The 18,550-nt window shown below is 66.9% G+C and carries 19 protein-coding genes; 7 read left to right on the top strand and 12 right to left on the bottom strand.

Annotation, left to right across the window (positions count from 1 at the left end; genetic code table 11):
- Positions 1-21: 21 nt before the first annotated feature.
- Positions 22-1,440, bottom strand: coding sequence for an 8-oxoguanine deaminase (locus QTI04_RS25910; protein ID WP_286600766.1), 1,419 nt, complete (start codon positions 1,438-1,440; stop codon positions 22-24).
- Between the two features lie 80 nt (positions 1,441-1,520).
- On the opposite strand from QTI04_RS25910, the gene QTI04_RS25905 reads away from it, so the two are divergent.
- Positions 1,521-1,883, top strand: coding sequence for a hypothetical protein (locus QTI04_RS25905; protein WP_286618045.1), 363 nt, complete (start codon positions 1,521-1,523; stop codon positions 1,881-1,883).
- A gap of 70 nt (positions 1,884-1,953) precedes the next feature.
- Positions 1,954-2,157 carry a hypothetical protein gene (locus QTI04_RS25900; RefSeq protein ID WP_286618044.1) on the top strand — a complete coding sequence of 68 codons (204 nt, stop codon included), beginning with the start codon at positions 1,954-1,956 and terminating at the stop codon, positions 2,155-2,157.
- A gap of 3 nt (positions 2,158-2,160) precedes the next feature.
- Here QTI04_RS25900 and QTI04_RS25895 read toward each other — a convergent pair whose 3' ends face one another.
- Entirely contained in the window at positions 2,161-2,763 is a 603-nt protein-coding gene (locus QTI04_RS25895; RefSeq protein ID WP_286618043.1) for a hypothetical protein, read from the bottom strand.
- Between the two features lie 236 nt (positions 2,764-2,999).
- Here QTI04_RS25895 and QTI04_RS25890 point away from each other — a divergent pair, with 236 nt between their 5' ends.
- Positions 3,000-4,253: an MFS transporter gene (locus QTI04_RS25890; RefSeq protein WP_286618042.1), complete on the top strand. Its 1,254-nt coding sequence runs from the start codon at positions 3,000-3,002 to the stop codon at positions 4,251-4,253.
- Between the two features lie 21 nt (positions 4,254-4,274).
- On the opposite strand, the gene QTI04_RS25885 is transcribed toward QTI04_RS25890, so the two are convergent.
- The 7 genes from QTI04_RS25885 to QTI04_RS25855 all read right to left on the bottom strand — a co-directional run bounded on the left by QTI04_RS25885 (position 4,275) and on the right by QTI04_RS25855 (position 11,586).
- Entirely contained in the window at positions 4,275-5,240 is a 966-nt protein-coding gene (locus tag QTI04_RS25885; protein WP_286600771.1) for a tripartite tricarboxylate transporter substrate binding protein, read from the bottom strand.
- Positions 5,241-5,267: 27 nt separating this feature from the next.
- Positions 5,268-6,005 carry a ribonuclease activity regulator RraA gene (locus QTI04_RS25880; RefSeq protein ID WP_286600772.1) on the bottom strand — a complete coding sequence of 246 codons (738 nt, stop codon included), beginning with the start codon at positions 6,003-6,005 and terminating at the stop codon, positions 5,268-5,270.
- A 31-nt stretch (positions 6,006-6,036) separates the two neighbouring features.
- Positions 6,037-6,954 carry a tripartite tricarboxylate transporter substrate binding protein gene (locus QTI04_RS25875; protein ID WP_286600805.1) on the bottom strand — a complete coding sequence of 306 codons (918 nt, stop codon included), beginning with the start codon at positions 6,952-6,954 and terminating at the stop codon, positions 6,037-6,039.
- A 113-nt stretch (positions 6,955-7,067) separates the two neighbouring features.
- A complete protein-coding gene (locus QTI04_RS25870; protein WP_286600773.1) occupies positions 7,068-8,066 on the bottom strand; it encodes a tripartite tricarboxylate transporter substrate binding protein in 999 nt (332 codons plus the stop codon).
- 41 nt (positions 8,067-8,107) lie between these two features.
- Positions 8,108-9,907, bottom strand: a complete 1,800-nt coding sequence (araD, locus tag QTI04_RS25865) for an L-arabinonate dehydratase (protein ID WP_286618041.1) — start codon at positions 9,905-9,907, stop codon at positions 8,108-8,110.
- A gap of 123 nt (positions 9,908-10,030) precedes the next feature.
- Complete coding sequence (locus QTI04_RS25860; protein ID WP_336621905.1) at positions 10,031-10,996, bottom strand: LacI family DNA-binding transcriptional regulator; 966 nt, start codon at positions 10,994-10,996, stop codon at positions 10,031-10,033.
- 221 nt (positions 10,997-11,217) lie between these two features.
- Positions 11,218-11,586 (bottom strand): hypothetical protein, encoded by a 369-nt coding sequence (locus QTI04_RS25855; protein WP_286618039.1) that lies wholly within the window; start codon positions 11,584-11,586, stop codon positions 11,218-11,220.
- 86 nt (positions 11,587-11,672) lie between these two features.
- On the opposite strand from QTI04_RS25855, the gene QTI04_RS25850 reads away from it, so the two are divergent.
- Positions 11,673-12,005, top strand: a complete 333-nt coding sequence (locus tag QTI04_RS25850) for a hypothetical protein (RefSeq protein WP_286600779.1) — start codon at positions 11,673-11,675, stop codon at positions 12,003-12,005.
- 50 nt (positions 12,006-12,055) lie between these two features.
- Here the strand turns inward: QTI04_RS25850 and QTI04_RS25845 are convergent, their stop codons facing one another.
- Positions 12,056-13,852 (bottom strand): SulP family inorganic anion transporter, encoded by a 1,797-nt coding sequence (locus QTI04_RS25845; RefSeq protein WP_286618038.1) that lies wholly within the window; start codon positions 13,850-13,852, stop codon positions 12,056-12,058.
- Positions 13,853-14,108: 256 nt separating this feature from the next.
- Between QTI04_RS25845 and QTI04_RS25840 the strand changes: the two genes are divergently transcribed.
- On the top strand, positions 14,109-15,734 hold the full coding sequence (locus tag QTI04_RS25840) for a hypothetical protein (protein WP_286600781.1): 1,626 nt from the start codon (positions 14,109-14,111) through the stop codon (positions 15,732-15,734).
- A 5-nt stretch (positions 15,735-15,739) separates the two neighbouring features.
- On the top strand, positions 15,740-16,120 hold the full coding sequence (locus QTI04_RS25835) for a hypothetical protein (protein ID WP_286618037.1): 381 nt from the start codon (positions 15,740-15,742) through the stop codon (positions 16,118-16,120).
- Between the two features lie 45 nt (positions 16,121-16,165).
- On the opposite strand, the gene QTI04_RS25830 is transcribed toward QTI04_RS25835, so the two are convergent.
- Together QTI04_RS25830 and QTI04_RS25825 are read right to left on the bottom strand one after the other, a co-directional pair.
- The gene (locus QTI04_RS25830) at positions 16,166-16,588 is read right to left on the bottom strand and encodes a gamma-glutamylcyclotransferase (protein ID WP_286618036.1); all 423 of its coding nucleotides are present in this window, start codon (positions 16,586-16,588) and stop codon (positions 16,166-16,168) included.
- 40 nt (positions 16,589-16,628) lie between these two features.
- Positions 16,629-16,934 (bottom strand): hypothetical protein, encoded by a 306-nt coding sequence (locus QTI04_RS25825; RefSeq protein ID WP_286600786.1) that lies wholly within the window; start codon positions 16,932-16,934, stop codon positions 16,629-16,631.
- A 428-nt stretch (positions 16,935-17,362) separates the two neighbouring features.
- Between QTI04_RS25825 and QTI04_RS25820 the strand changes: the two genes are divergently transcribed.
- Positions 17,363-17,920 (top strand): dihydrofolate reductase family protein, encoded by a 558-nt coding sequence (locus QTI04_RS25820; RefSeq protein WP_286600787.1) that lies wholly within the window; start codon positions 17,363-17,365, stop codon positions 17,918-17,920.
- The last annotated feature ends 630 nt before the right edge of the window (positions 17,921-18,550 follow it).

Here is an 18,550-nt window from a genome sequence, read left to right as displayed (position 1 = left end):
CGCGGGCTGACGGGATACCCCTCAATTCACATGAGGGTGGCGGGCCTTTTCATACAGCGTGCGCGCGAGGTCGCGGTGGCGGGCGAGGAGGGGGTCGAGCTCCAGATCGGTGAAGCGCCCGTCGCGAATCCGCACGCGGCCGTTGATCACGTTCAGGGCCACTGCGCCCGGCTGGCAGAACACCAGCGCGGCCACCGGGTCGTGCCCCGCGCCGGCATGCGCCACGCCGCGCAGGTCGAAAGCCACGATGTCGGCCGACATGCCCGGCGCGAGCGAACCGATGTCGTCGCGGCCGAGGACCTGGGCGCCGCCGAGCGTCGCGATCTCCAGCGCCTCGCGCGCCGTCATCGCCGCGGGGCCGAAGCCCACGCGCTGCAACAGCATGGCCTGGCGTGCTTCGCCGAGCATGTGGGCGCCATCGTTCGACGCGCTGCCGTCCACTCCGAGCCCCACCGGTACGCCCGCTCGGCGCATTGCACCGATGGGCGCGATGCCCGAGGCCAGCCGCATGTTGGAGCACGGGCAGTGCGCCACGCCGGTGCCGGTGCGGCCGAAGAGGGCGATGCCGGCCTCGTCGAGCTTGACGCAGTGCGCGTGCCATACGTCACGGCCGACCCAGCCGAGATCCTCCGCATATTCGGCCGGCGTCATGCCGAACTTCTCGCGCGAATAGGCGATGTCGTTGTCGTTCTCCGCCAGGTGCGTGTGCAGCGAAACGCCGCGCTCGCGCGCCAGTTCCGCAGACAGCCGCATCAAGTCGCGCGAGACCGAGAAGGGCGAGCAGGGCGCGAGCACGATGCGGCGCATCGCGTGGCGCGAGGCATCGTGCCAGTGGCCGATGAGCCGCTCGCTGTCTCGCAGGATCGCATCCTCGGTCTCGACAACTTCGTCGGGCGGCAGGCCGCCCAGGCTCCGGCCCACGCTCATGCTGCCGCGCGAGGCATGGAAGCGCATGCCCATGGTGTCGGCCGCCTCGATCGAGTCGTCGAGCCGCGCGCCGTTCGGAAAAAGATAGAGGTGATCGCTGGTGGTGGTGCAGCCTGAGAGCATCAGTTCGGCCATCGCGGTTTGCGTCGACACGCGGATCATCTCGGGCGTGATGCGCGCCCACAGCAGGTACAGATGGGTGAGCCAGCCGAAGAGCTCGGCGTCCTGCGCCTCGGGCACCGCGCGCGTGAGGCTCTGGTACATGTGATGGTGCGTGTTGACCAGCCCCGGCATCATCACGTGGCCGCGCATGTCGATCGACTCGGCGCGTCCGGCCAGAAGCGCATCGGCGTAGACGGCCGGCAGCTCGGCAGTGGGGCCCACCCATGCGACGGCGGGGCCTTCCGTGACGACCGCCCCGTCCGCTATCTCGCGCCGCGCCGCGTCCATGGTGACCAGCACGTCGGCATGTTGGAGGACGAGCGGGCGGTGGGGTGTGGAGGACGCGGTCATGGGTCGGGATTCTGCGCCGGCATGCAGAAATAACTTGCACCACCCCTGTTCAGCGGCCGTCCTCCTGCCGATAGAACGAAGTGACCCCGACCCGACACGGCGAGCCCGGCTACCGAATCCTGATGCGCGAAGGGTGCAGGCTCGTCTATGGGCCCATGCCGCTGGCGGAGTTCCTGAATCTCCTGAGTCGGGCGCATGACAGCGAGGTGCTGCATCCCGGCCTGGCACGCATGCTGGGTGCGACGGCGGTCGTCGGGCCGCTCGAGGCGCTGGCGCGGATTCGGCGGCAGGAAACTCCTGCTGCCGTCGAGCGCGTGCGCGTGCAACTGGGCCGCGCCGCGCTGCTTCTCGATCTGTATTCGCTGCGCTGGCTCGCGGCTGGCGAGCAGGGCCCCGCCAGCCTGGCCCTGTTCGTGCTGTTGACAGGTGTGAGACCCCGGTAGGGGGAGGACGACGGAAGACGTCCCGCGCGAGGCGAACGCCTTCCGTCGTTGCCGCCTGCTGATCGAACAGGTGCCGGCGCTGCGGCGCGCCTTGCCGGTGCTGGCGCAGCGCGTGGCGGAGCCCGGCATTGCGGAGTGGGCGGCCATCGCCGAAGCCTGGGACGATCTCTGCGAGCAGATGGACCACGAGGCGCCCGATTGGCGGCACGGCCCGATCAAGGCCCAGGGCGTGACGGCCATGCTGAATTGCTTCCGCGAGCTGGAAACTGCCTGAGCTTCAGTGCCCCGGCCTGCGTGCGCTGCCGTTGCGCGCCCGATGCGAGAGGAACCGGCGCAGCCAGGCGTTGGCACGCGGTGCCTTGCCGGGCAACGCGGCAGTTTCGCGCTCCCTGAAGGCTGCCCATTCGGCCTGAGTGGCTGCGTTGAGTGCCGACAGATTTGCGACGTTGTATTGCCAGAACGCGGCCACCGCGAAATGCCCCGCGCGTTCGCCCTTGGGCTTGGGCGTGATCACGATGTGCTCCGCGCCGATGCTCTGCAGCAACGCCGATCGAGAACCGGCCAGGCGGATGCCGTTGCCGTAGCCCTCGATGTCCCGGTTCAGGACGAAGCTGATCACCGACACGCTGGAAAAGTGTGTCGCCATGAAGGCCACCAGCTCCAGGAGCAGCACCCGGCCGATGCGCAGTTTCTGCAGGGCGTGGCTACACGCTTCGGACGATGGCGTGTAGTGCTGGATGCGAACTTCCGTACCGCCGCGGCTCACGGGCACCGGGTCCAGCGTGCCGACGTGGATCTCGCCGTAGTAGGCGAAGATGGGCGCGCCCAGCCCGCAGGGGGCCGAATCGGGCCCTGTGAACCGCAGTGCTGTGATGCTCATGTGTTGCCCGCGCTTCCCTCATCCGTTTGAGTCATCGGCACCGCGCGCAGGCGCCCGTACCGCTATGGCGCTCGATTTTCGAGCGCACTGCCTGAGTTGAATTGGCCGAACAGCGGGGTGTTTCCCCGCGATGTTCGCGCGGCTACTCCGTGGTGGCCGGCACGGGCGAAAGGATGCGGCTACAGTCCCCGGCGGCTCGCGCCCGCTTCCGAATCCCCGAGAACAAAGACAAGTCCATGCCTTCTTCAGCCCGAGCCCCCGGCTCACTCGCGGCTCCCACGCTCGCCCTCACATCCGCCACCACCTCGACCCCGACGCGCGCACGCCAGGTGTTGCTGGGCCTCAGCCTGATCCTGATTGCGTTCAATCTGCGGCCGGTGTTCGGCAGCCTCTCCGTCCTGCTGCCCGAGGTCATGAAGGACACCGGCCTCTCGCCATCGGGCGCGAGCCTGCTCACGACGCTGCCGCTGCTTTGCCTCGGCCTGTTCGCGGCGCCCGCACCAGCGCTGGCCCGGCGCTTCGGCCCCGAGCGCACGCTGCTGGGCGCGCTGCTTCTGATCTGCATCGGCACGCTGCTGCGCGGAACGGGCAGCCTGCCGATGCTGTTCTTCTCGTCGGCGCTGGCCGGAGCGGGCATCGCGGTCTCCAACGTCCTGCTGCCGGGGCTGGTCAAGCGCGACTTCAGCAGCCACGCCGCGATGATGACGGGCTTCTACACGCTGGCCGTGTGCGCGGGCGCGTCGAGCTCCGCGGCGTTCACCGTTCCGCTGGAGCATTCCTTCGGAGGCTCCTGGACGGCCGCATTGGCCTTCTGGGCGCTGCCGGCCGGCATCGTCGTGCTGCTGTGGGCGCCGCAGGCGCTGGCCGCACGCCCGCGGCAGGCCCACGCCAGCGCCCACACGGGGACCCTGTGGCGTGACCCGCTCGCGTGGCAGGTGACCTGTTTCATGGGGCTGCAATCCGCGCTGGCCTACATCGTCATGGGATGGCTCGCGCCGATGCTGCGCGAGCGCGGCCTGGACAGCGCGACCGCCGGCTTCGTGCTGGGCGTGTCGATCCTCGTGCAGCTCGCGACCTGCCTCGTGACGCCTTCGATCGCCGCGCGCTGCCGCAACCAGCGTGGGCTGGCGCTGGGCCTCACGGTCATCATCCTGCTGTCGATGCTGGCCTTTCTCTTCGCGCCGCTGAGCGGCGTGTGGTTCTGGTCCGTGCTGCTGGGCTGCGGGCAAGGCGGATCGTTCGCGCTCGCCCTGAGCCTGATCGTGATGCGCTCGCCCGACGCGACCGTGACCGCGCAGCTGTCGGCCATGGCGCAGGGCTGGGGCTATGTGCTGGCGGCGACCGGCCCGCTCATCGCGGGATTGCTGCGCGGCTGGACCGGGGGCTTCCAGTCCTCCGCCGTGCTGATGGTCGTCATCGCCGCCGGCATGGCCTGGAGCGGCTGGGGCGCCGGTCGCCGCCTGCACGTGCGGCCGGGTGGCGCACGCTGAGGCACGCGCGTTCCATCGAGGTCATTCGGGCTGGATGCCGGCGTCCTTGGCGACCTTGGCCCACTTGACCGTCTCGGTGCCGATGAAGTCGGTGAACTGCTGCGGTGAGCCGCCGCCGGGTTCGATGCCGTTGTCCAGCAGGGTCTTGCGCACGTCCGGCATCGCGAGGATCTTGTTGACCTCGGCGTTGAGCCTGGCGACCGTGGCCTTCGGCGTGCCGGCCGGCGCAAGCAGACCGCCCCAGGTGCTGGTCTCGTAGCCGGCCAGTCCCGCCTCCTGCATCGTGAGCACATCCGGCAGGATCGACGAGCGCTTGAGCGTCGTCACGGCCAGCGGCTTCAGCCGGTTGGCCTTGACCTGCACATTGACCGCCGCGACGGTGTCGAACATGAGCGAGGTGCGCCCGCTGATGAGGTCGGGGTGCGCCAGCGTGCTGCCCTTGTAGGGGATGTGCGTCATGTCGATCCCGGTCATGCTCTTGAACAGCTCGCCCGAAAAGTGCGGCGCGCCGCCGCTGCCGCTGGAGGCGAAGCTCAGCTTGCCCGGGTTGGACTTGCCGTAGGCGATCAACTCCTTGAGAGAATTCACCGGCAGCGTCGGCGACACCACCAGCACGAGCGGCACGACGTGCGTCAGCACCACCGGCTCGAAACCCTTGACCGTGTCGAAGGGCAGCTTCTTCACCATGCTGGGATTGATCGCATGGCTGCTCGCCACCAGGGCCAGCATGTGGCCGTCCGGCGGGCTCTTGGCCACGAGATCGGTGCCGATGATGCCGGTGGCGCCGGCGCGGTTGTCGATCACCACCGACTGGCCCCACGCCTCGGTGAGCTTCTGTCCGATGAGGCGCGCCGTCAGGTCGATGGCGCCGCCCGGCGAGGCGGGCACGACGATGGTGATGGGCTTGCTCGGGAAGGTCTGTGCCATCGCGGGCAGGGCGCACGCGATGGAAAGAAGCGTTGCGGCGGCGAGTGTTCTGCGTTGCATCAATGACTCCGTGTTCGACTCGCCGGCTTAGTCCGCGTTGCCCTTGCGCGTGGCCTCGTAGGCGGCACGCGTCTCCGCGTTGGGCGGATAGGTGCCCGCGAGCTTCGCGCCGCCTTCGATGCGCGCGAGGATGAAGGCCTCCATCTTTTCCTGCTCCGTCGCGTCGCGCGCCACTTCTTCGGCGAGATGCTGCGGGATCACGACCACGCCTTCTTCATCGCCGACGACCACGTCGCCCGGATACACGGCCACGCCACCGCAGCCGATCGGCACGTCGAGGTCGATCGCGTGGTGGTGGATCAGGTTCAGCGGTGCGCTCCCGCCGGCGCAGAACACAGGGAAGTCCATCTGCGAGATCGGACCGCTGTCGCGCACCGGCCCGTCGGACACCAGCCCTGCCGCGCCGCGCACCTTGAGCCGCGTGGTGAGGATCTGGCCACCGGAGGCCACGCGTGTCTCGCCGCGGCAATCGATGACCAGCACGTGGCCGGGCGGCACGCTCTCGATGCCCTTGCGTTGCGGATGGTTCGGATCGTCGAAGGCGCTGATCTGGTCGAGATCCTCGCGCGCCGGGATGTTGCGCATCGTGAAGGCCGGGCCGACGAGATTGCCGCCCGAGGGCTTCGTCAGGCGGCCGACGCCTTGCAGGTAAACGTTGCGGAACCCGCGCTTGAAGAGCTGCGTGCACAGCGTGGCGACGCTCACGTGGCGCAGCAGTTCGCGGGATGCATCGGAGAGGGGAGTGGATGTGGTGGCTTCGGTCATGGTTGTTCGAGGTGATGAGAGATGTTGGAACTCAGTTGGCCGTCGCTCCGGACTTGCGAACGAGTTCACCCCAGCGAGGGATTTCCTTCTGCATGAGCGCTGCGAGCTGCGCGGGAGAGCCGGCCACGACCTCCATGCCCAGCTGGTTCGTGAGCTTGTCCTTGACGTCGGGCATCTGCAGGATCTTGGCGATCTCGGTCGAGAGCCGCTGTGCGATCGGCTTGGGCAGGTCCTTCGGTGCATAGACCGCTTGCCACGAAGCCATCTCGAATCCGGGAACGCCGGCCTCGGCCATCGTCGGCAACTGCGGCGCCAGCGCCATTCGCTTGGCGGTGGTGACGGCCAGCAGCTTCAGCTTGCCGGCCTGCACCAGCGGCAGCGCGGCAGTGATCTGGTCGAACATGAAAGTGACCTGGCCGGACGACACATCGAGCATCGCGGGGGGCGTGCCCTTGTAGGGGATGTGCGTGAGCTTCACCCCGATCATGTCGCCCAGCATCTCCCCCGCGAGATGCGTGGAGGTACCCGCGCCCGAGGAGGCGAAGGTGCGCTTCGAAGAATCCTTCTTCAGCAGCGCGATCAGTTCCGGCACCGAGTTCACGCCAAGGTTCGGATCGACGATCAGCACGTTGGGCAGAAAGGCCACGAGCGAGATCGGCTCGAAGTCCTTCACCGGGTCGTAGGGCAGGTTCTTGTAGAGGCTCGCGTTGATGGCGTGCGTGCTGATCGTGCCGCCGAAGAGCGTGTAGCCATCGGGCTTCGCCTTCGCGACATAGCTCGCGCCGACCGCACCGGCTGCACCCGGCTTGTTGTCGACCACCACTGGCTGGCCGAGGACTTCGCCGAGCTTCTGCGCGATCACGCGGCCGATCACGTCGGTCGAGCCGCCGGGCGTGAAGGGAACGACGTAGGTGATCGGCCGGCTCGGCCACGCGTCGGCCTGGGCCATGGCGATGCCGGGAATCGCTGCGGCGACGCCGAGGCCGCCGAGGGTCTTGAGTGCCGCGCGGCGGCTGCTGAAGGGCTGGGTCATGGGCTTGTCTCTCCGGTGGGATGCGGCACTCAATCGACGCCGATGTTCTTGTCGCGAATCACGCGGCCGTAGCGCGCGCGGTCGGTGTCTATCAGTGCCTTGAGTTCCGCCGGGCCGGTGCCGCGCGGGACCGCGCCCTGTTCGACCAGGGTCTGTCGTGTCTCGGGCACCGAGAGCACGCTTTTCACATCGGCGGCCAGCTTGTCCACGATCGGCTGCGGCGTGCCTGCGGGCGCGAGCAGCCCGATCCACGAACCCGATTCGGCGTTGGGCACGCCGGCTTCGGCGAGCGTCGGCAAGTCAGGCAGGGTAGGCGAGCGGGCGCTGCCCGTCACCGCCAGGCCGCGCAGCTTGCCCGCCTTGATGTAGCTCGCGGATTCGAGGATGGATGCGAAGAGCACATCGACGTGGCCGCCCATGAGGTCGGTCATCGCGGGCGTGCCGCCCTTGTAGGGCACGTGCGTCATGCGCACCGCGGCCGCCGCCGCGAAGATCTCGCCCGTCAGGTGAGGCGAGCCGCCGCTGCCGGAGCTGGCGAACATCAGCTTGTCCGGCGAGGCCTTGGCGAGCGCGACGAACTCCTTCACGCTCTTCGCCTGCACGCTGGGGCCGACCATCATCACGAAAGGCAACTCGGCCACCAGCGACACGGGCGCGAACGCGCGGTCCGTGTCGTAGGGCATCTTCTTGTAGAGCGAGGGATTGATGGACTGCGTGCCGACATTGCCGATCAGCAGCGTGTAGCCGTCGGGCTTGGCCTTGGCGACCATCTCGGCACCGACCAGTCCCGCCGCGCCGGCGCGGTTGTCGACGACCACGCCCTGGCCCCATTTCTGCGCGAGCTTCTGCGCCAGCAGGCGTGCGCCGAGATCGGTGCCGCCGCCTGCGGGGAAAGGCACGACGATGGTGACCGTGCGGTTCGGAAACGCGTCAGTTGCTGGTGGTGAAGGCGGCGTTTGCGCGTGGGTCGCCGCGGCGCATGCCAGCAGCAGAGAGAGGACGCCAACGCGTCGCAGGGTATGGCTCATGTTTGTCTCGCTCCAGTGTTGAGAGATGCGGCGCTGCGCCGTCAGTGGATTTCGGGCTCGCCCTCTGTCGGGGCTTCTCCTGCGTTCTCGCGGTAGTCCGGTGCCAGGAAGTCGAAGTCGCAACCCGTGTCGGCCTGCTGCACGTGCTTGAGGAACATCACGCCGTAGCCCCGGCTGAACTTCGGGATCGGCTTCTGCCATTCAGCCCGGCGGCACGCGATCTCTTCGTCGCTCACCTGCATGTCGATGCGTCGCGCGTCGACGTCGAGCGTGACGAGATCTCCGTCACGCACCAGCGCCAGCGGACCACCGACGTGCGATTCGGGCGTGACGTGCAGCACGCAGGCGCCGTAGCTGGTGCCGCTCATGCGGGCGTCGCTGATGCGGACCATGTCGCGCACGCCTTCCTTCAGCAGCTTCTGCGGGATCGGCAACTGGCCCCATTCGGGCATGCCGGGCGCGCCCTGCGGGCCGGCGCTCTGCAGCACGATCACGCTGTCCTTCGTCACGGGCAGCGCGGGATCGTCGATGCGTGCGGCGAGGTCGTCGTAGTTCCTGAAGACGACGGCTGGGCCGGTGTGGCGGCGCAGGTGCGCTTCCATCGCGGCGGGCTTGATCACCGCGCCGTCGGGCGCGAGGTTGCCGTGCAGCACGGCGAGTCCACCGCTTTCGAGCAGCGCTTCGGCGCGCGGGCGGATCACGTCGGCGTTGTAGGTGCGGGCGTCCTCGATGTTCTCGGCCAGCGTCCGGCCGTTGCAGGTGCGCTGGCTGCCGTCGATCAGGTCGCCCATCTCGCGCAGGAAGGCGCGGAGGCCGCCGGCGTAGAAGAAATCCTCCATCAGGTATTTGCCGCCGGGGCGCAGGTTGGCGATGACCGGGGTGCTGCGCGCGAGTTCGTCGAAGCGCGCCAGGTCGAGCGCCACGCCGGCACGTCGCGCCATCGCGATCAGGTGAACGATGGCGTTGGTCGAGCCGCCCAGGCCCAGCACGGCGGTGACCGCGTTGTCGAAGGACGCCGGCGTCAGGAAGTCGAGCGGCTTCAGGTCTTCCCACACCATGTCGACGATGCGGCGGCCGGTGTGCGTGGCCATCATCGCGTGGCGCGAATCCGCGGCGGGGATCGACGACGCGCCAGGCAACGTCAGGCCCAGCACTTCGGCCGCGCTGGTCATGGTGCTGGCCGTGCCCATGGTCATGCAGGTGCCTGGCGAGCGGGCGATGCCGTCCTCGACGTCCTGCCAGTCCCGCTCGGTGATATTGCCGGCGCGAAGCTCGGCCCAGTACTTCCAGGTGTCGGAGCCGGAGCCCAGGAACTGGCCCTTGTAATCGCCGCGCAGCATCGGCCCGGCGGGCACGAAGATGGTCGGCAGGTTCATCGCCAGCGCGCCCATCACGAGGCCCGGCGTGGTCTTGTCGCAGCCGCCCATCAGCACGCAGCCGTCGGCGGGGTAGGAGCGCAGCAGCTCCTCGGCCTCCATCGCGAGCAGGTTGCGGTAGAGCATCGTGGTCGGCTTCTGAAAAGCCTCGCCCAGGCTCATCGCCGGGATCTCCACCGGAAAGCCGCCCGCCTGCCACACACCGCGCTTCACTTCCTCCGCACGCTGGCGAAAGTGCGTGTGGCAGGAGTTCATGTCGCTCCAGGTGTTGAGGATGGCGATGACCGGTTTGCCCAGGTAATCGTCGCGCGAGAGCCCCATCTGCGCCGTGCGCGACCGGTGGCCGAAGCTGCGCAGATCCTTCGCGCCGTACCAGCGGTGGGAGCGGAGATCTTCGGACTTCTTGCGCTGGGCAGCGGGCGAGGGCGAGGCAGGGGGCGATGTCGGCGAAAGCGGGTCGGTCATGGTTTGTCTCTCCGCGCCGTCCGGCCGGGATGCCGTATGAAATGTTAGCGCTGTCATTTCATCATAAGACCGGAGCCGGCATGCGGTCAACAGGGTATTTGCGGCTGGCCCGGCGCGCGGCCGTCAGGCGCTGGCGCGTTCGATCAGCGAGAAGCCGAGGTCGATGACCTTCTGTTCGACGGGCCGCCCTTCGGCGCGGTCGATGATGAAACGCGCAGCCTGCCGGCCGATGGCGGTGCCATCGATGCGCACGGTGGAGATGGCGGGGTGCGCGTGGCGCGCGAAGCCGAGGTCGCCGAAGCCCATCGCCGCGATGTCCTGCGGAACCCGCATTCCGCGCGCCTGAGCCTCGGTGATGACGCCGTGCGCGAGCGCGTCCGAACTGCAGACCACGACGTCGATATCCGGAGCCTCGTCGAGCAAGCTGGCGAATGCCGTTCTGCCGCTGCCCAGCGTCGTCGGCGCCGCGACGCTGCAAATTTCGGGCTGCCGGCCGCCGAGCGCCTGCCAGGCCTGCTCGAAGCCGTCGCGGCGCAGGTTCGCACGCTGGTCATCCCCGGTGATCACCACAGGCCGGCGGTAGCCCTTGCCATGAAGGAATTTCGCAATGTCAGTGCCCACTTTCTCGTGAGAGAAGCCCACGAGCATGTCCACCGGTGTCGGCGTCAGGTCCCAGGTTTCGACCACCGGAATGCCCGACGCCAGCAGCCGCCGCCGCCCCTCGGCCGACCGCATGATCCCCGTCAGCACGATCCCGTCTGGGCGCCGTCCGACGATGGCGTCGATCAGCGCGTCCTCCCGCGAGTTGTGATAGCCGGCCTGGCCGAGCATCAGCTGATACCCGGACTCGGCCAGCGCCTCGGTGAGCGCCTGGATGGTCTCCAGGAACACCGGCCCCGCGATGGTCGGCACCAGCGCGGCCACCAACCGGCTGCGGTTGGAAGCCAGCCCGCCGGCGAGCAGATTGGGCACATAGCCCGTGCGCTCGACGGCCAGCCTCACTTTCTCGCGAGTCTTCGGCGACACGAGCTCCGGCGAATTGAGCGCCCGTGACACGGTGATGGCCGACACGCCCGCGAGCTTGGACACGTCGTCGAGGGTGATGCCGCCGCTGCTGCGGCGCGTCGGACGGGGAGGAGAATCTTGGGTCACGGCTTCAGAATGTCGGCGCTACCATGCGCCGGTCGCCGCATTATGTGCGAGCCTAACCCGAGGCCCGAGAGGCCCGAGAAGCCCGAGAGGTCCGGATGGTCGTCGGGCAGCCGCCCGAGCCTAACCGGCTGGTCATGGCGTTGCGGCGCGAGGCCGCGTCAGGCCAGATCGAACTGGGCGGTAAAGGCCACGCAGAACTCCGGCGTGCCGCTGATCGACATCGTCACCGTGTGCCGGGGCGTTGTCGGCGGCCCTGCGTGCACGCAGACCCGAAGCGTGTCCTCGTCGAACTCGATCGTCTCGGGCACGGTGATTTCCTGCATGCCCTGCAGGTCGTAGTCCCAGTCGCCGCCTTCGCCCACCGGGCCCCTGCGTCCGGGAAAGGCGGCGTTTGCCCATTCCAGCACCTGCGCGATCTCGGCATGCACTGCCGCGACGTGCTGAGGCCCGGTGGTGGCCATGGCGTCGAACACACCGATGCCCTCGGTGTCTTCGCTGTAGTCGAAATCCAGATAGTCCAATGTCATGCGGCGCTATACATTTGTTGCATAAGAGAACTTGGCTGTTCGAATGGTTGCAGACTTCCGCACGCAATTGAGCGAACCTTCACCCCATGAACACTGGCGCACTTCCTCCCACCCTGTCGAAGTTGATTGGCTGGTTCTCCGTGACACCCGCCGAGCCGATTTCCGCTAGGTTGCTCCGCGATATTCCGGCGACCTTTTCGGAAGAGCAGGCGGATGCGGTGCTCGATCTCGAAGTGATCGCTGCACGAGATCAGTCCCGGGCCGGGCGTCGCCTGCGGGAATGCACCCCCTCGCTGTTCACGCGCGCCCAAGCCGAGTGCGTTCGCGAGCTGCTCAGTCTGGACCCTTGGGATCTGCGTGCCACGCTCGCAGACGCGATGGAGCCCTGCGAGTTGCGGGATCGGCTGGCATTCGCGTAGATCGGATGTCGAGCGCCCTCATCAGCTCATAGTTCATCGTCGCGCTCCCGCTACCCGACGCGCGGCTGGTCCTCCCAGTCCACCCAATTCACCGGATGGGTATCGAGATAGCTGCCCACGGCGGCACCGATGGTCGGGAAGAACACCGCTTCTCCCATCCTCGCGAACAGCCCGAAGCGCTTCAGCTTGTCCTTGACGGGGTCCTTCATCTCGGCGATGCACAGCTGGATGCCAGCCGCGTGCAAGGTCTCGTCCAGCTCGGCCAGCATGTCGGCGGAAGTGACGTCCACGCTCGTGACCGGTTCCGCCGCAACCACGAGCCAGCGCACCGGCGTCGGCGATGCGGCCACCGCGTTGAGCACCCGGTCCTGGAACAGTTCGGCGTTGGCGAAGAACAAGGGAGCATCCCAGCGAAACAGAACCAGCCCCGGAATGAGGCGCGCATCGGGATAGCGCGTGATGTCGTGATAACCCTTGACCCGGTCTGCGCGCCCCAGGACCGCTGAGTACGGGCGCCATGCATCCCACAGGAATTCGATGATCGCCATCACGATGGCCAGGCCGATGCCCTCGATAGCGCCCAGCACGGCCACTCCGACCGTGCAGACGATCGATAGCCAGAACTCCCAGCGCTGGATGCGATAGATCCGTCGCAGATCGGTGATCTCGATGAGGCCGATGGCCGATGCGATCACCACCGCGGCGAGTGCGCTGGAGGGCAAGTTCTTCAGCAGGTCCGGCGCCACGACCAGCAGCAGGGCAACGGCCAGCGCACCGACGACGCCGGTCAGTTGGGTCTTCGCGCCCGCGGCCTCGGCCACGGGCGTCCGCGACGAACTGCTGCTGACCGGAAAACCCTGGAAGAAGCCCGCGGCCAGGTTGGCGGCGCCGAGCGCCACCATCTCCTGATTCGGGTCCACGTAGGTTTGGGTCCGCGCGGCATAGACGCGCGAGAGCACGCTGGTGTCTGCAAAAGAGACGAGGGCGACGGCGCACCCGCCGATCAGCACAGGGGCGATGTCGGCGCGGGTGATCCACGGGATGGTGAACGACGGCAGGCCCTGGGGCAGGGCACCGAGGACCGACACATCGGCGCTCGCGGCAAGGTCCAGCACGCCCACGGCGATGGTTGCCGCCACCACGGCAATCAGGATGCCCGGCAAGCGCTTGTGGCCCTTGAGCAGCAGGATGAGCGTGAGGGTGCCCGCACCGACCGCGAAGGCGACCCAGTTGATCTTTCCATCCATCACGGCCATGCCGATGGCCTGCAGGTTCCGCAACGGCCCGTCGCCTTCGATCGAGAAGCCGAAGAGCTTTGGCAGCTGGCTGATCAACACCGTCAACGCGATGCCGTTCATGTAGCCGTAGCGGATCGGCTTGGAGAGAAGCTCGGTGACGAAGCCCAGGCGCGCGATGCCCGCGAGGACGCACACCGCGCCCGACACGATCGCCATCATGGCCGCCAGGGCGATCGCGCGCTGCGGGTCGCCGCCGGACAGCGGCAGCACGACGGCGAGGATGACGGCGGCCAGTGAGGAGTCGGGGCCCAGCACCAGGATCCGGCTGGGGCCGAACAGCGCATAGGCGATCAGCGGAACGATGGTCGCGTAGAGCCCGTAGATGCCGGGCACGCCCGATGCCACCGCGTAGGCGATCCCGACGGGCACCAGCATCGTCGTCAGCACCAGTCCGGCCACGATGTCGTGCCGCAGCCAGGCCATCTGGTACGCGCGCAGCGTGTGGAGGCCCGGAAGCCACCGGGCCCAGCCCGTCAGGTCGGCGGCTTTCGCCCGCCGTGCAATTCGGCCCGGCTCCGGGATGGGGGACGAAAGATCGGACTTGCTCATAGGTCGCCGGCCAGTTGACGGCCGGCTTGCGGCGCTTGAAGCGGTCACTTTACAAGAGAGATCCGCGGGCGCGCATCGACTAACCGGCGCCCCGTCGTCGCCGTCCTCAAGAGAGTGGTGGACAGGGGTGCGATCGGCGCGCATGCTCGCAACCTTCAGGCTCGTGCGGGCACCTGATTTCGCGTGGCGCATTGGCCCGCTCTCATCTGTTGTGCTGGGGATGACCGTGGCGGTCATCCAGTCACGGAGTCGCCAAATGACCCAACTCGAGATACTGCGCAGCCCAGGGACCCGCCTCGGCGGAGTGCTGCTTGCCGCTACGGTGTTTGCGGGCGGCGCTTCGTTTGTCGGGCAGGCCTGGGGACAGGCCGCCGACGAAAAGCTCGGCAAGGTGCATTTCGATGTGTCCTGCACGCCGTCGGCCCAAGCGCTTTTCGATCGCGCGATGCTCTATCAGCATTCGTTCTGGTACCGCGCCTCGAAGACCGCCTTCGAGGACGTCGCGAAGGCCGACTCTGCGTGCGGCATGGCTTACTGGGGCATCGCGCTGAGCCTGCTCTGGAATCCCCATACCCCGCCGCCCGAGAAGAATCTCGCAGAGGGCACCGTCGCGCTGGCCAAGGGAAAGATCGTCGGCGCCAAGACCCAACGCGAACGCGACTACCTCGATGCGCTCGGTGTCATGTACGCCGACTACGACAAGGTCGACCATCGCACGCGCGTTCAGGCCTATGCCAAGGCGATGGAGCAACTCGCGCTGCGCTACCCCGATGACGACGAGGCGCAGATCTACTACGCACTCGCGCTGAACATCTCGGCCCCTCCCACGGACAAGACCTACGCGAGCCAACTCAAGGGTGCGGACATCCTGGAGCAGATCGCCAAGCGCCAGCCGCAGCATCCAGGCGTCGCCCATTACCTGATTCATCTCTACGACTCGCCGGCCCTCGCGGACAAGGGCCTGGCAGCCGCCCGGCGGTATTCGAGCATCGCCCCCGCTGCGGCCCATGCGCAGCACATGCCCTCGCATGTCTTCACCCGCGTCGGGTATTGGAAGGAGTCGATCGCCTCCAACACGGAATCGTCACGCGTGGCGGCGCTGGGCAAGGAAAGCAACGACCAGCTGCACGCCATGGACTACCTCGTCTATGCGAACTTGCAGCTGGGACGGGATGGCAGCGCCAGCGCGATCATCGATGAGATGGGCAAGGTCACCGGCTTCACGGAGACCTTCATTCCCGGACCCTACGCGCTGGCCGCCTCGCCGGCGCGCTACGCGGTGGAGCGCGGCGACTGGAAGGCCGCGGCCACGCTTGCGGTTCGGCCCAGCCCCTTGCCCCACGTGCAGGCGATCACGTACTTTGCGCGTGCCCTGGGCGCCGCACGCTCGGGCGACACGGCGGCCGCCGAAGTCGACATCGCGAAGATCACCGAAATGAGAGACAAGTTGCGCGAGGCCAAGGATGTCTACTGGTCGCAACAAGTCGAAATCCAGCGCCAGGTGGCATCCGCCTGGGTGCTCTACGCCAACGGCAAGTACGACGATGCACTAAAAGCCATGGCCGCCGCGGCCGACGCCGAGGACGCGACGGAGAAGCACCCCGTCACGCCGGGCGTGCTGAAGCCTGCGCGCGAACTCTACGGTGTCATGCTGCTGGAGCAAGGCAACTCCAGCGAAGCGCTCGTTGCCTTCGAGGCGACGCTGAAGAAGGAGCCCAACAGATTGGGCGCCACCGCAGGCGCGGCGAAGGCCGCTGAAAAGAGCGGTGATTCAGTGGCGGCCCGCAAATACTTCAGTCAGGTCGTCGCCATTGCCGATGGCGCCGACAAGAGCCGCATCGACGTGAACGACGCCCGCGTGTACCTCGCGAAGAAACCATGAGAGCAATGCGTGTCCGCCTGCTCCTGATCTTCACGGCCGCAACGGCTGCTCAGGCATGGGCTGGCCCGTTGCAGGTGGTCGGATACTCCGGCAGCCTCGGCGAGTGGGAATGGAGCGCGAGCGTGACGGAAAAGATCACCGGCCGAACGAAAGAATTCTCCGGACCTTTGACGCTGCAACACGTCGGCGTCTGCACTCAGGAGGGCCCCGAGACAAAGACGGGCCAGATCCGGTTTCAACTGTCGAAGCTGCCGTCTGAGATGAAGGCGACGATATGGATCGATGGTGTCGAGTGCACGTTCAGTGGTCGCCTGTCGGATCGGTATTCGGGGTCGATGACCTGCCCGGATCGACAGGCGATGCCGCTGAACATCTGGCTGAAGTAGCCTGCGTGGCGGCGCTTCCTTGGCCAGCCGTGATCGCCGCTGCACTCATTCCCTCCGTCGGTACAGCGAGGCGTGTTCTTCCGTGTAGCTGCCAAGGGGCCCGGCGCGAACATCTTCTGGTCGAAGCAAAGCTGGATTCTTCAGATAGATGAATGTCTCAACGGTGTCGGCCGACGGCGCATCGGCCTCTCGCACCGGGACGCGGACGCGTTCGTAGCCGTCGGGCTCGCCAATGCGCTCCAGCGAATCCATCTGTTCGAGTCCCGCGTCAGTCACTTCAAACAGTTGCCCCTCGACGTGGAGTCCATGTCCCGGACTGTTCAGCACCCACGGCGAACGGCGCTCGCCGACGAGATAGAAGGGATAGCGGTTCTCGGTGACAAAGCGGCCGGGGACACGAACGCCAGTGTTGACCGCGCTGTTGGGGAATCCCTCCTTGAGGGTGCCGAAGACGAAAACGTGATGCACTTGGGGCTCCGGAGGCGCGTCGCCTCGGCGATGGCCGGAATCACGGCATGCGCTTGTACGTGCCCTTGGGCAGGCACTTGCTGGAGCCGGTGACCTTGAGCTCGGTGAACTGGAAGTCGGATTTGATCGCGTAGTCCTTGCCCGCATGCGAATGGCTCGCGCGCGTGCGAGGGCGGAACTTCTTGTCGGGACAAAGGCTGGACACGAACTCGTTGCCCAGGCGGCCGCCGACGCGCCACTCGATCTTGGTGCTGCCGTTCGCGTAGGTCCCTTCGAAGTCATCGTTCGCCAACAGGCCGGTCGATGTGGCGGCAAGGAGGATCGAAGCAAGGAACTGCTTTTTCATCTGGTGCGCTCGCTGTTCAGCCTCGTGCGCCCGCGGCAAGCTGGCAGCTGTTCCGGGCGGTCGAGCAGCCTTTCATGGCGTCATTGAGGCGAGGGCGGCAACTCTTCTCTTTGGCGTTCTTGCAGAACTGGTAGTCGGCCTTGGCCGTCTGCTTGCACGTGCTGTATCGAAGCTCGCAAGGGGTCTGGCTGCCACCGTTACCTTGAGCCGAAGCAAAGCCCGAAACGGCCGCGACGATCCATGCGGCGGAGCGGAGCGCGATTCTTCCCATGTGCGTGCCTTCATGCGGGTCGGGGACTGCATCTTAGTCCCTTGAAGAGGGTGAATGAATTGACAGTAGGATGACGGGAGATCGATCAAGGAAGGCGCGCCTTGCAGTTCTGCGGTGCGCCTGATGGCGACACCCAGACTCACGGAGAACGCGAGCCATGAAGACCCAGTACTACACCGCTTGCAGCCTGGACGGCTTCATCGCGACGGACGATCATTCGTTGGAATGGCTATTCCCACTCGGCGATATCAACGACACCAGCTATCCAAGATTCATCCAGGGCGTTGGCGCACTCGCGATGGGTTCATCCACCTACGAATGGATGCTGCGTCACGTCGTGAAGCCAGGTACGAAGGATCAGAAGGCTTGGCCCTACGAGCAACCGGCATGGGTGTTCAGCAATCGCGAACTTCCAGACGTGCCCTCGGCGGTCATTCACTTCGTCCGAGGTGACGTCAGGCCCGTGCACGAGGCAATGGCGCTGGCCGCAGGGGGCAAGAACGTATGGATCGTCGGCGGCGGCGATCTGGTCGGGCAGTTCTATGACGTCGGGTTGCTTGACGAGATCATTGTTCAGGTCGGATCCGTGACTCTGAGCTCGGGCAGGCCCTTGCTTCCCCGCCGTATCGTGTCGCCGTCCCTGCAACTCAAGGATGCAAGGCGAGTCGGTCCTGGCTTTGCCGAGCTCACCTATTCGGTGCCGACGAAGCGATGATGCCGACCTGCTAGCTATCGACCCACCGTCGACATCACGGTCGCGCGACACCTGGCCTGCTCGGAAGGATGCAGCAGGCGGCAGTTGGCGAGGGCGCGTTGCTGCATGTCGCTCAGTCGGGGCTGATTGCGCCGCGGAGGAGGTGCCTGATTCCAGTGACGCGGTGGAGGGCCGTGCCAGTGCTGTTGATGAGGGGGACGGTGCCAGTTCTGGTTGTGATTCCACCGGCGACCGGGGCCACGCTGCCAACCCCTTTCCCACATGCAGCGCTCGAAGTTCACGCCTCGCCGGTCGCAAGCCCGGAGGTCGCGATCGAATTGGGGGCTGTTGTGCCACTGGGCAGAGGCGGACCCGGCGGACATCAGCCCTGCGACCGCGAGGAGGATTGCCGAGATCAGCTTCTTCATGGCACGGAATATTGCACCCGCGCGCCCATCGCGCAAGGCGGGGCAGCCAATCGCCTCAGCTGTTACGAATGCTGATGAAGGCCGCCGAAGTCAGATGGCCAGTGCCACCTACAGCGTCTTGGTCAGAGTGAGGATGAAGCGGGTCTTGTTGGGCGAGAAGGTGGTCTGGCCGAAGGTGACGCCGTTGATGTCCACGCCCGGGCTGGAGATCAGGTTGAAGGCG

Origin of the sequence: Variovorax sp. J22R115, assembly GCF_030317005.1 — a bacterium.
GTDB lineage: Bacteria > Pseudomonadota > Gammaproteobacteria > Burkholderiales > Burkholderiaceae_C > Variovorax.
Note: the sequence above shows the minus strand (reverse complement) of the source record. Positions and strands in the feature narration are given on the sequence as shown.

Bases quoted from the DNA above. Each gene is read 5' to 3' on its own strand.
- QTI04_RS25890 (WP_286618042.1), top strand. From the start codon at position 3,000: ATGCCTTCTTCAGCCCGAGCCCCCGGCTCACTCGCGGCTCCCACGCTC.
- QTI04_RS25820 (WP_286600787.1), top strand. From the start codon at position 17,363: ATGAAGACCCAGTACTACACCGCTTGCAGCCTGGACGGCTTCATCGCG.
- araD (WP_286618041.1), bottom strand. From the start codon at position 9,907: ATGACCGACCCGCTTTCGCCGACATCGCCCCCTGCCTCGCCCTCGCCC.
- QTI04_RS25825 (WP_286600786.1), bottom strand. From the start codon at position 16,934: ATGAAAAAGCAGTTCCTTGCTTCGATCCTCCTTGCCGCCACATCGACC.
- QTI04_RS25845 (WP_286618038.1), bottom strand. From the start codon at position 13,852: ATGAGCAAGTCCGATCTTTCGTCCCCCATCCCGGAGCCGGGCCGAATT.
- QTI04_RS25875 (WP_286600805.1), bottom strand. From the start codon at position 6,954: ATGGCCCAGGCCGACGCGTGGCCGAGCCGGCCGATCACCTACGTCGTT.
- QTI04_RS25885 (WP_286600771.1), bottom strand. From the start codon at position 5,240: ATGCAACGCAGAACACTCGCCGCCGCAACGCTTCTTTCCATCGCGTGC.
- QTI04_RS25895 (WP_286618043.1), bottom strand. From the start codon at position 2,763: ATGAGCATCACAGCACTGCGGTTCACAGGGCCCGATTCGGCCCCCTGC.
- QTI04_RS25880 (WP_286600772.1), bottom strand. From the start codon at position 6,005: ATGACCGAAGCCACCACATCCACTCCCCTCTCCGATGCATCCCGCGAA.
- QTI04_RS25855 (WP_286618039.1), bottom strand. From the start codon at position 11,586: ATGACATTGGACTATCTGGATTTCGACTACAGCGAAGACACCGAGGGC.
- QTI04_RS25840 (WP_286600781.1), top strand. From the start codon at position 14,109: ATGACCCAACTCGAGATACTGCGCAGCCCAGGGACCCGCCTCGGCGGA.
- QTI04_RS25910 (WP_286600766.1), bottom strand. From the start codon at position 1,440: ATGACCGCGTCCTCCACACCCCACCGCCCGCTCGTCCTCCAACATGCC.
- QTI04_RS25835 (WP_286618037.1), top strand. From the start codon at position 15,740: ATGCGTGTCCGCCTGCTCCTGATCTTCACGGCCGCAACGGCTGCTCAG.
- QTI04_RS25850 (WP_286600779.1), top strand. From the start codon at position 11,673: ATGAACACTGGCGCACTTCCTCCCACCCTGTCGAAGTTGATTGGCTGG.
- QTI04_RS25870 (WP_286600773.1), bottom strand. From the start codon at position 8,066: ATGAGCCATACCCTGCGACGCGTTGGCGTCCTCTCTCTGCTGCTGGCA.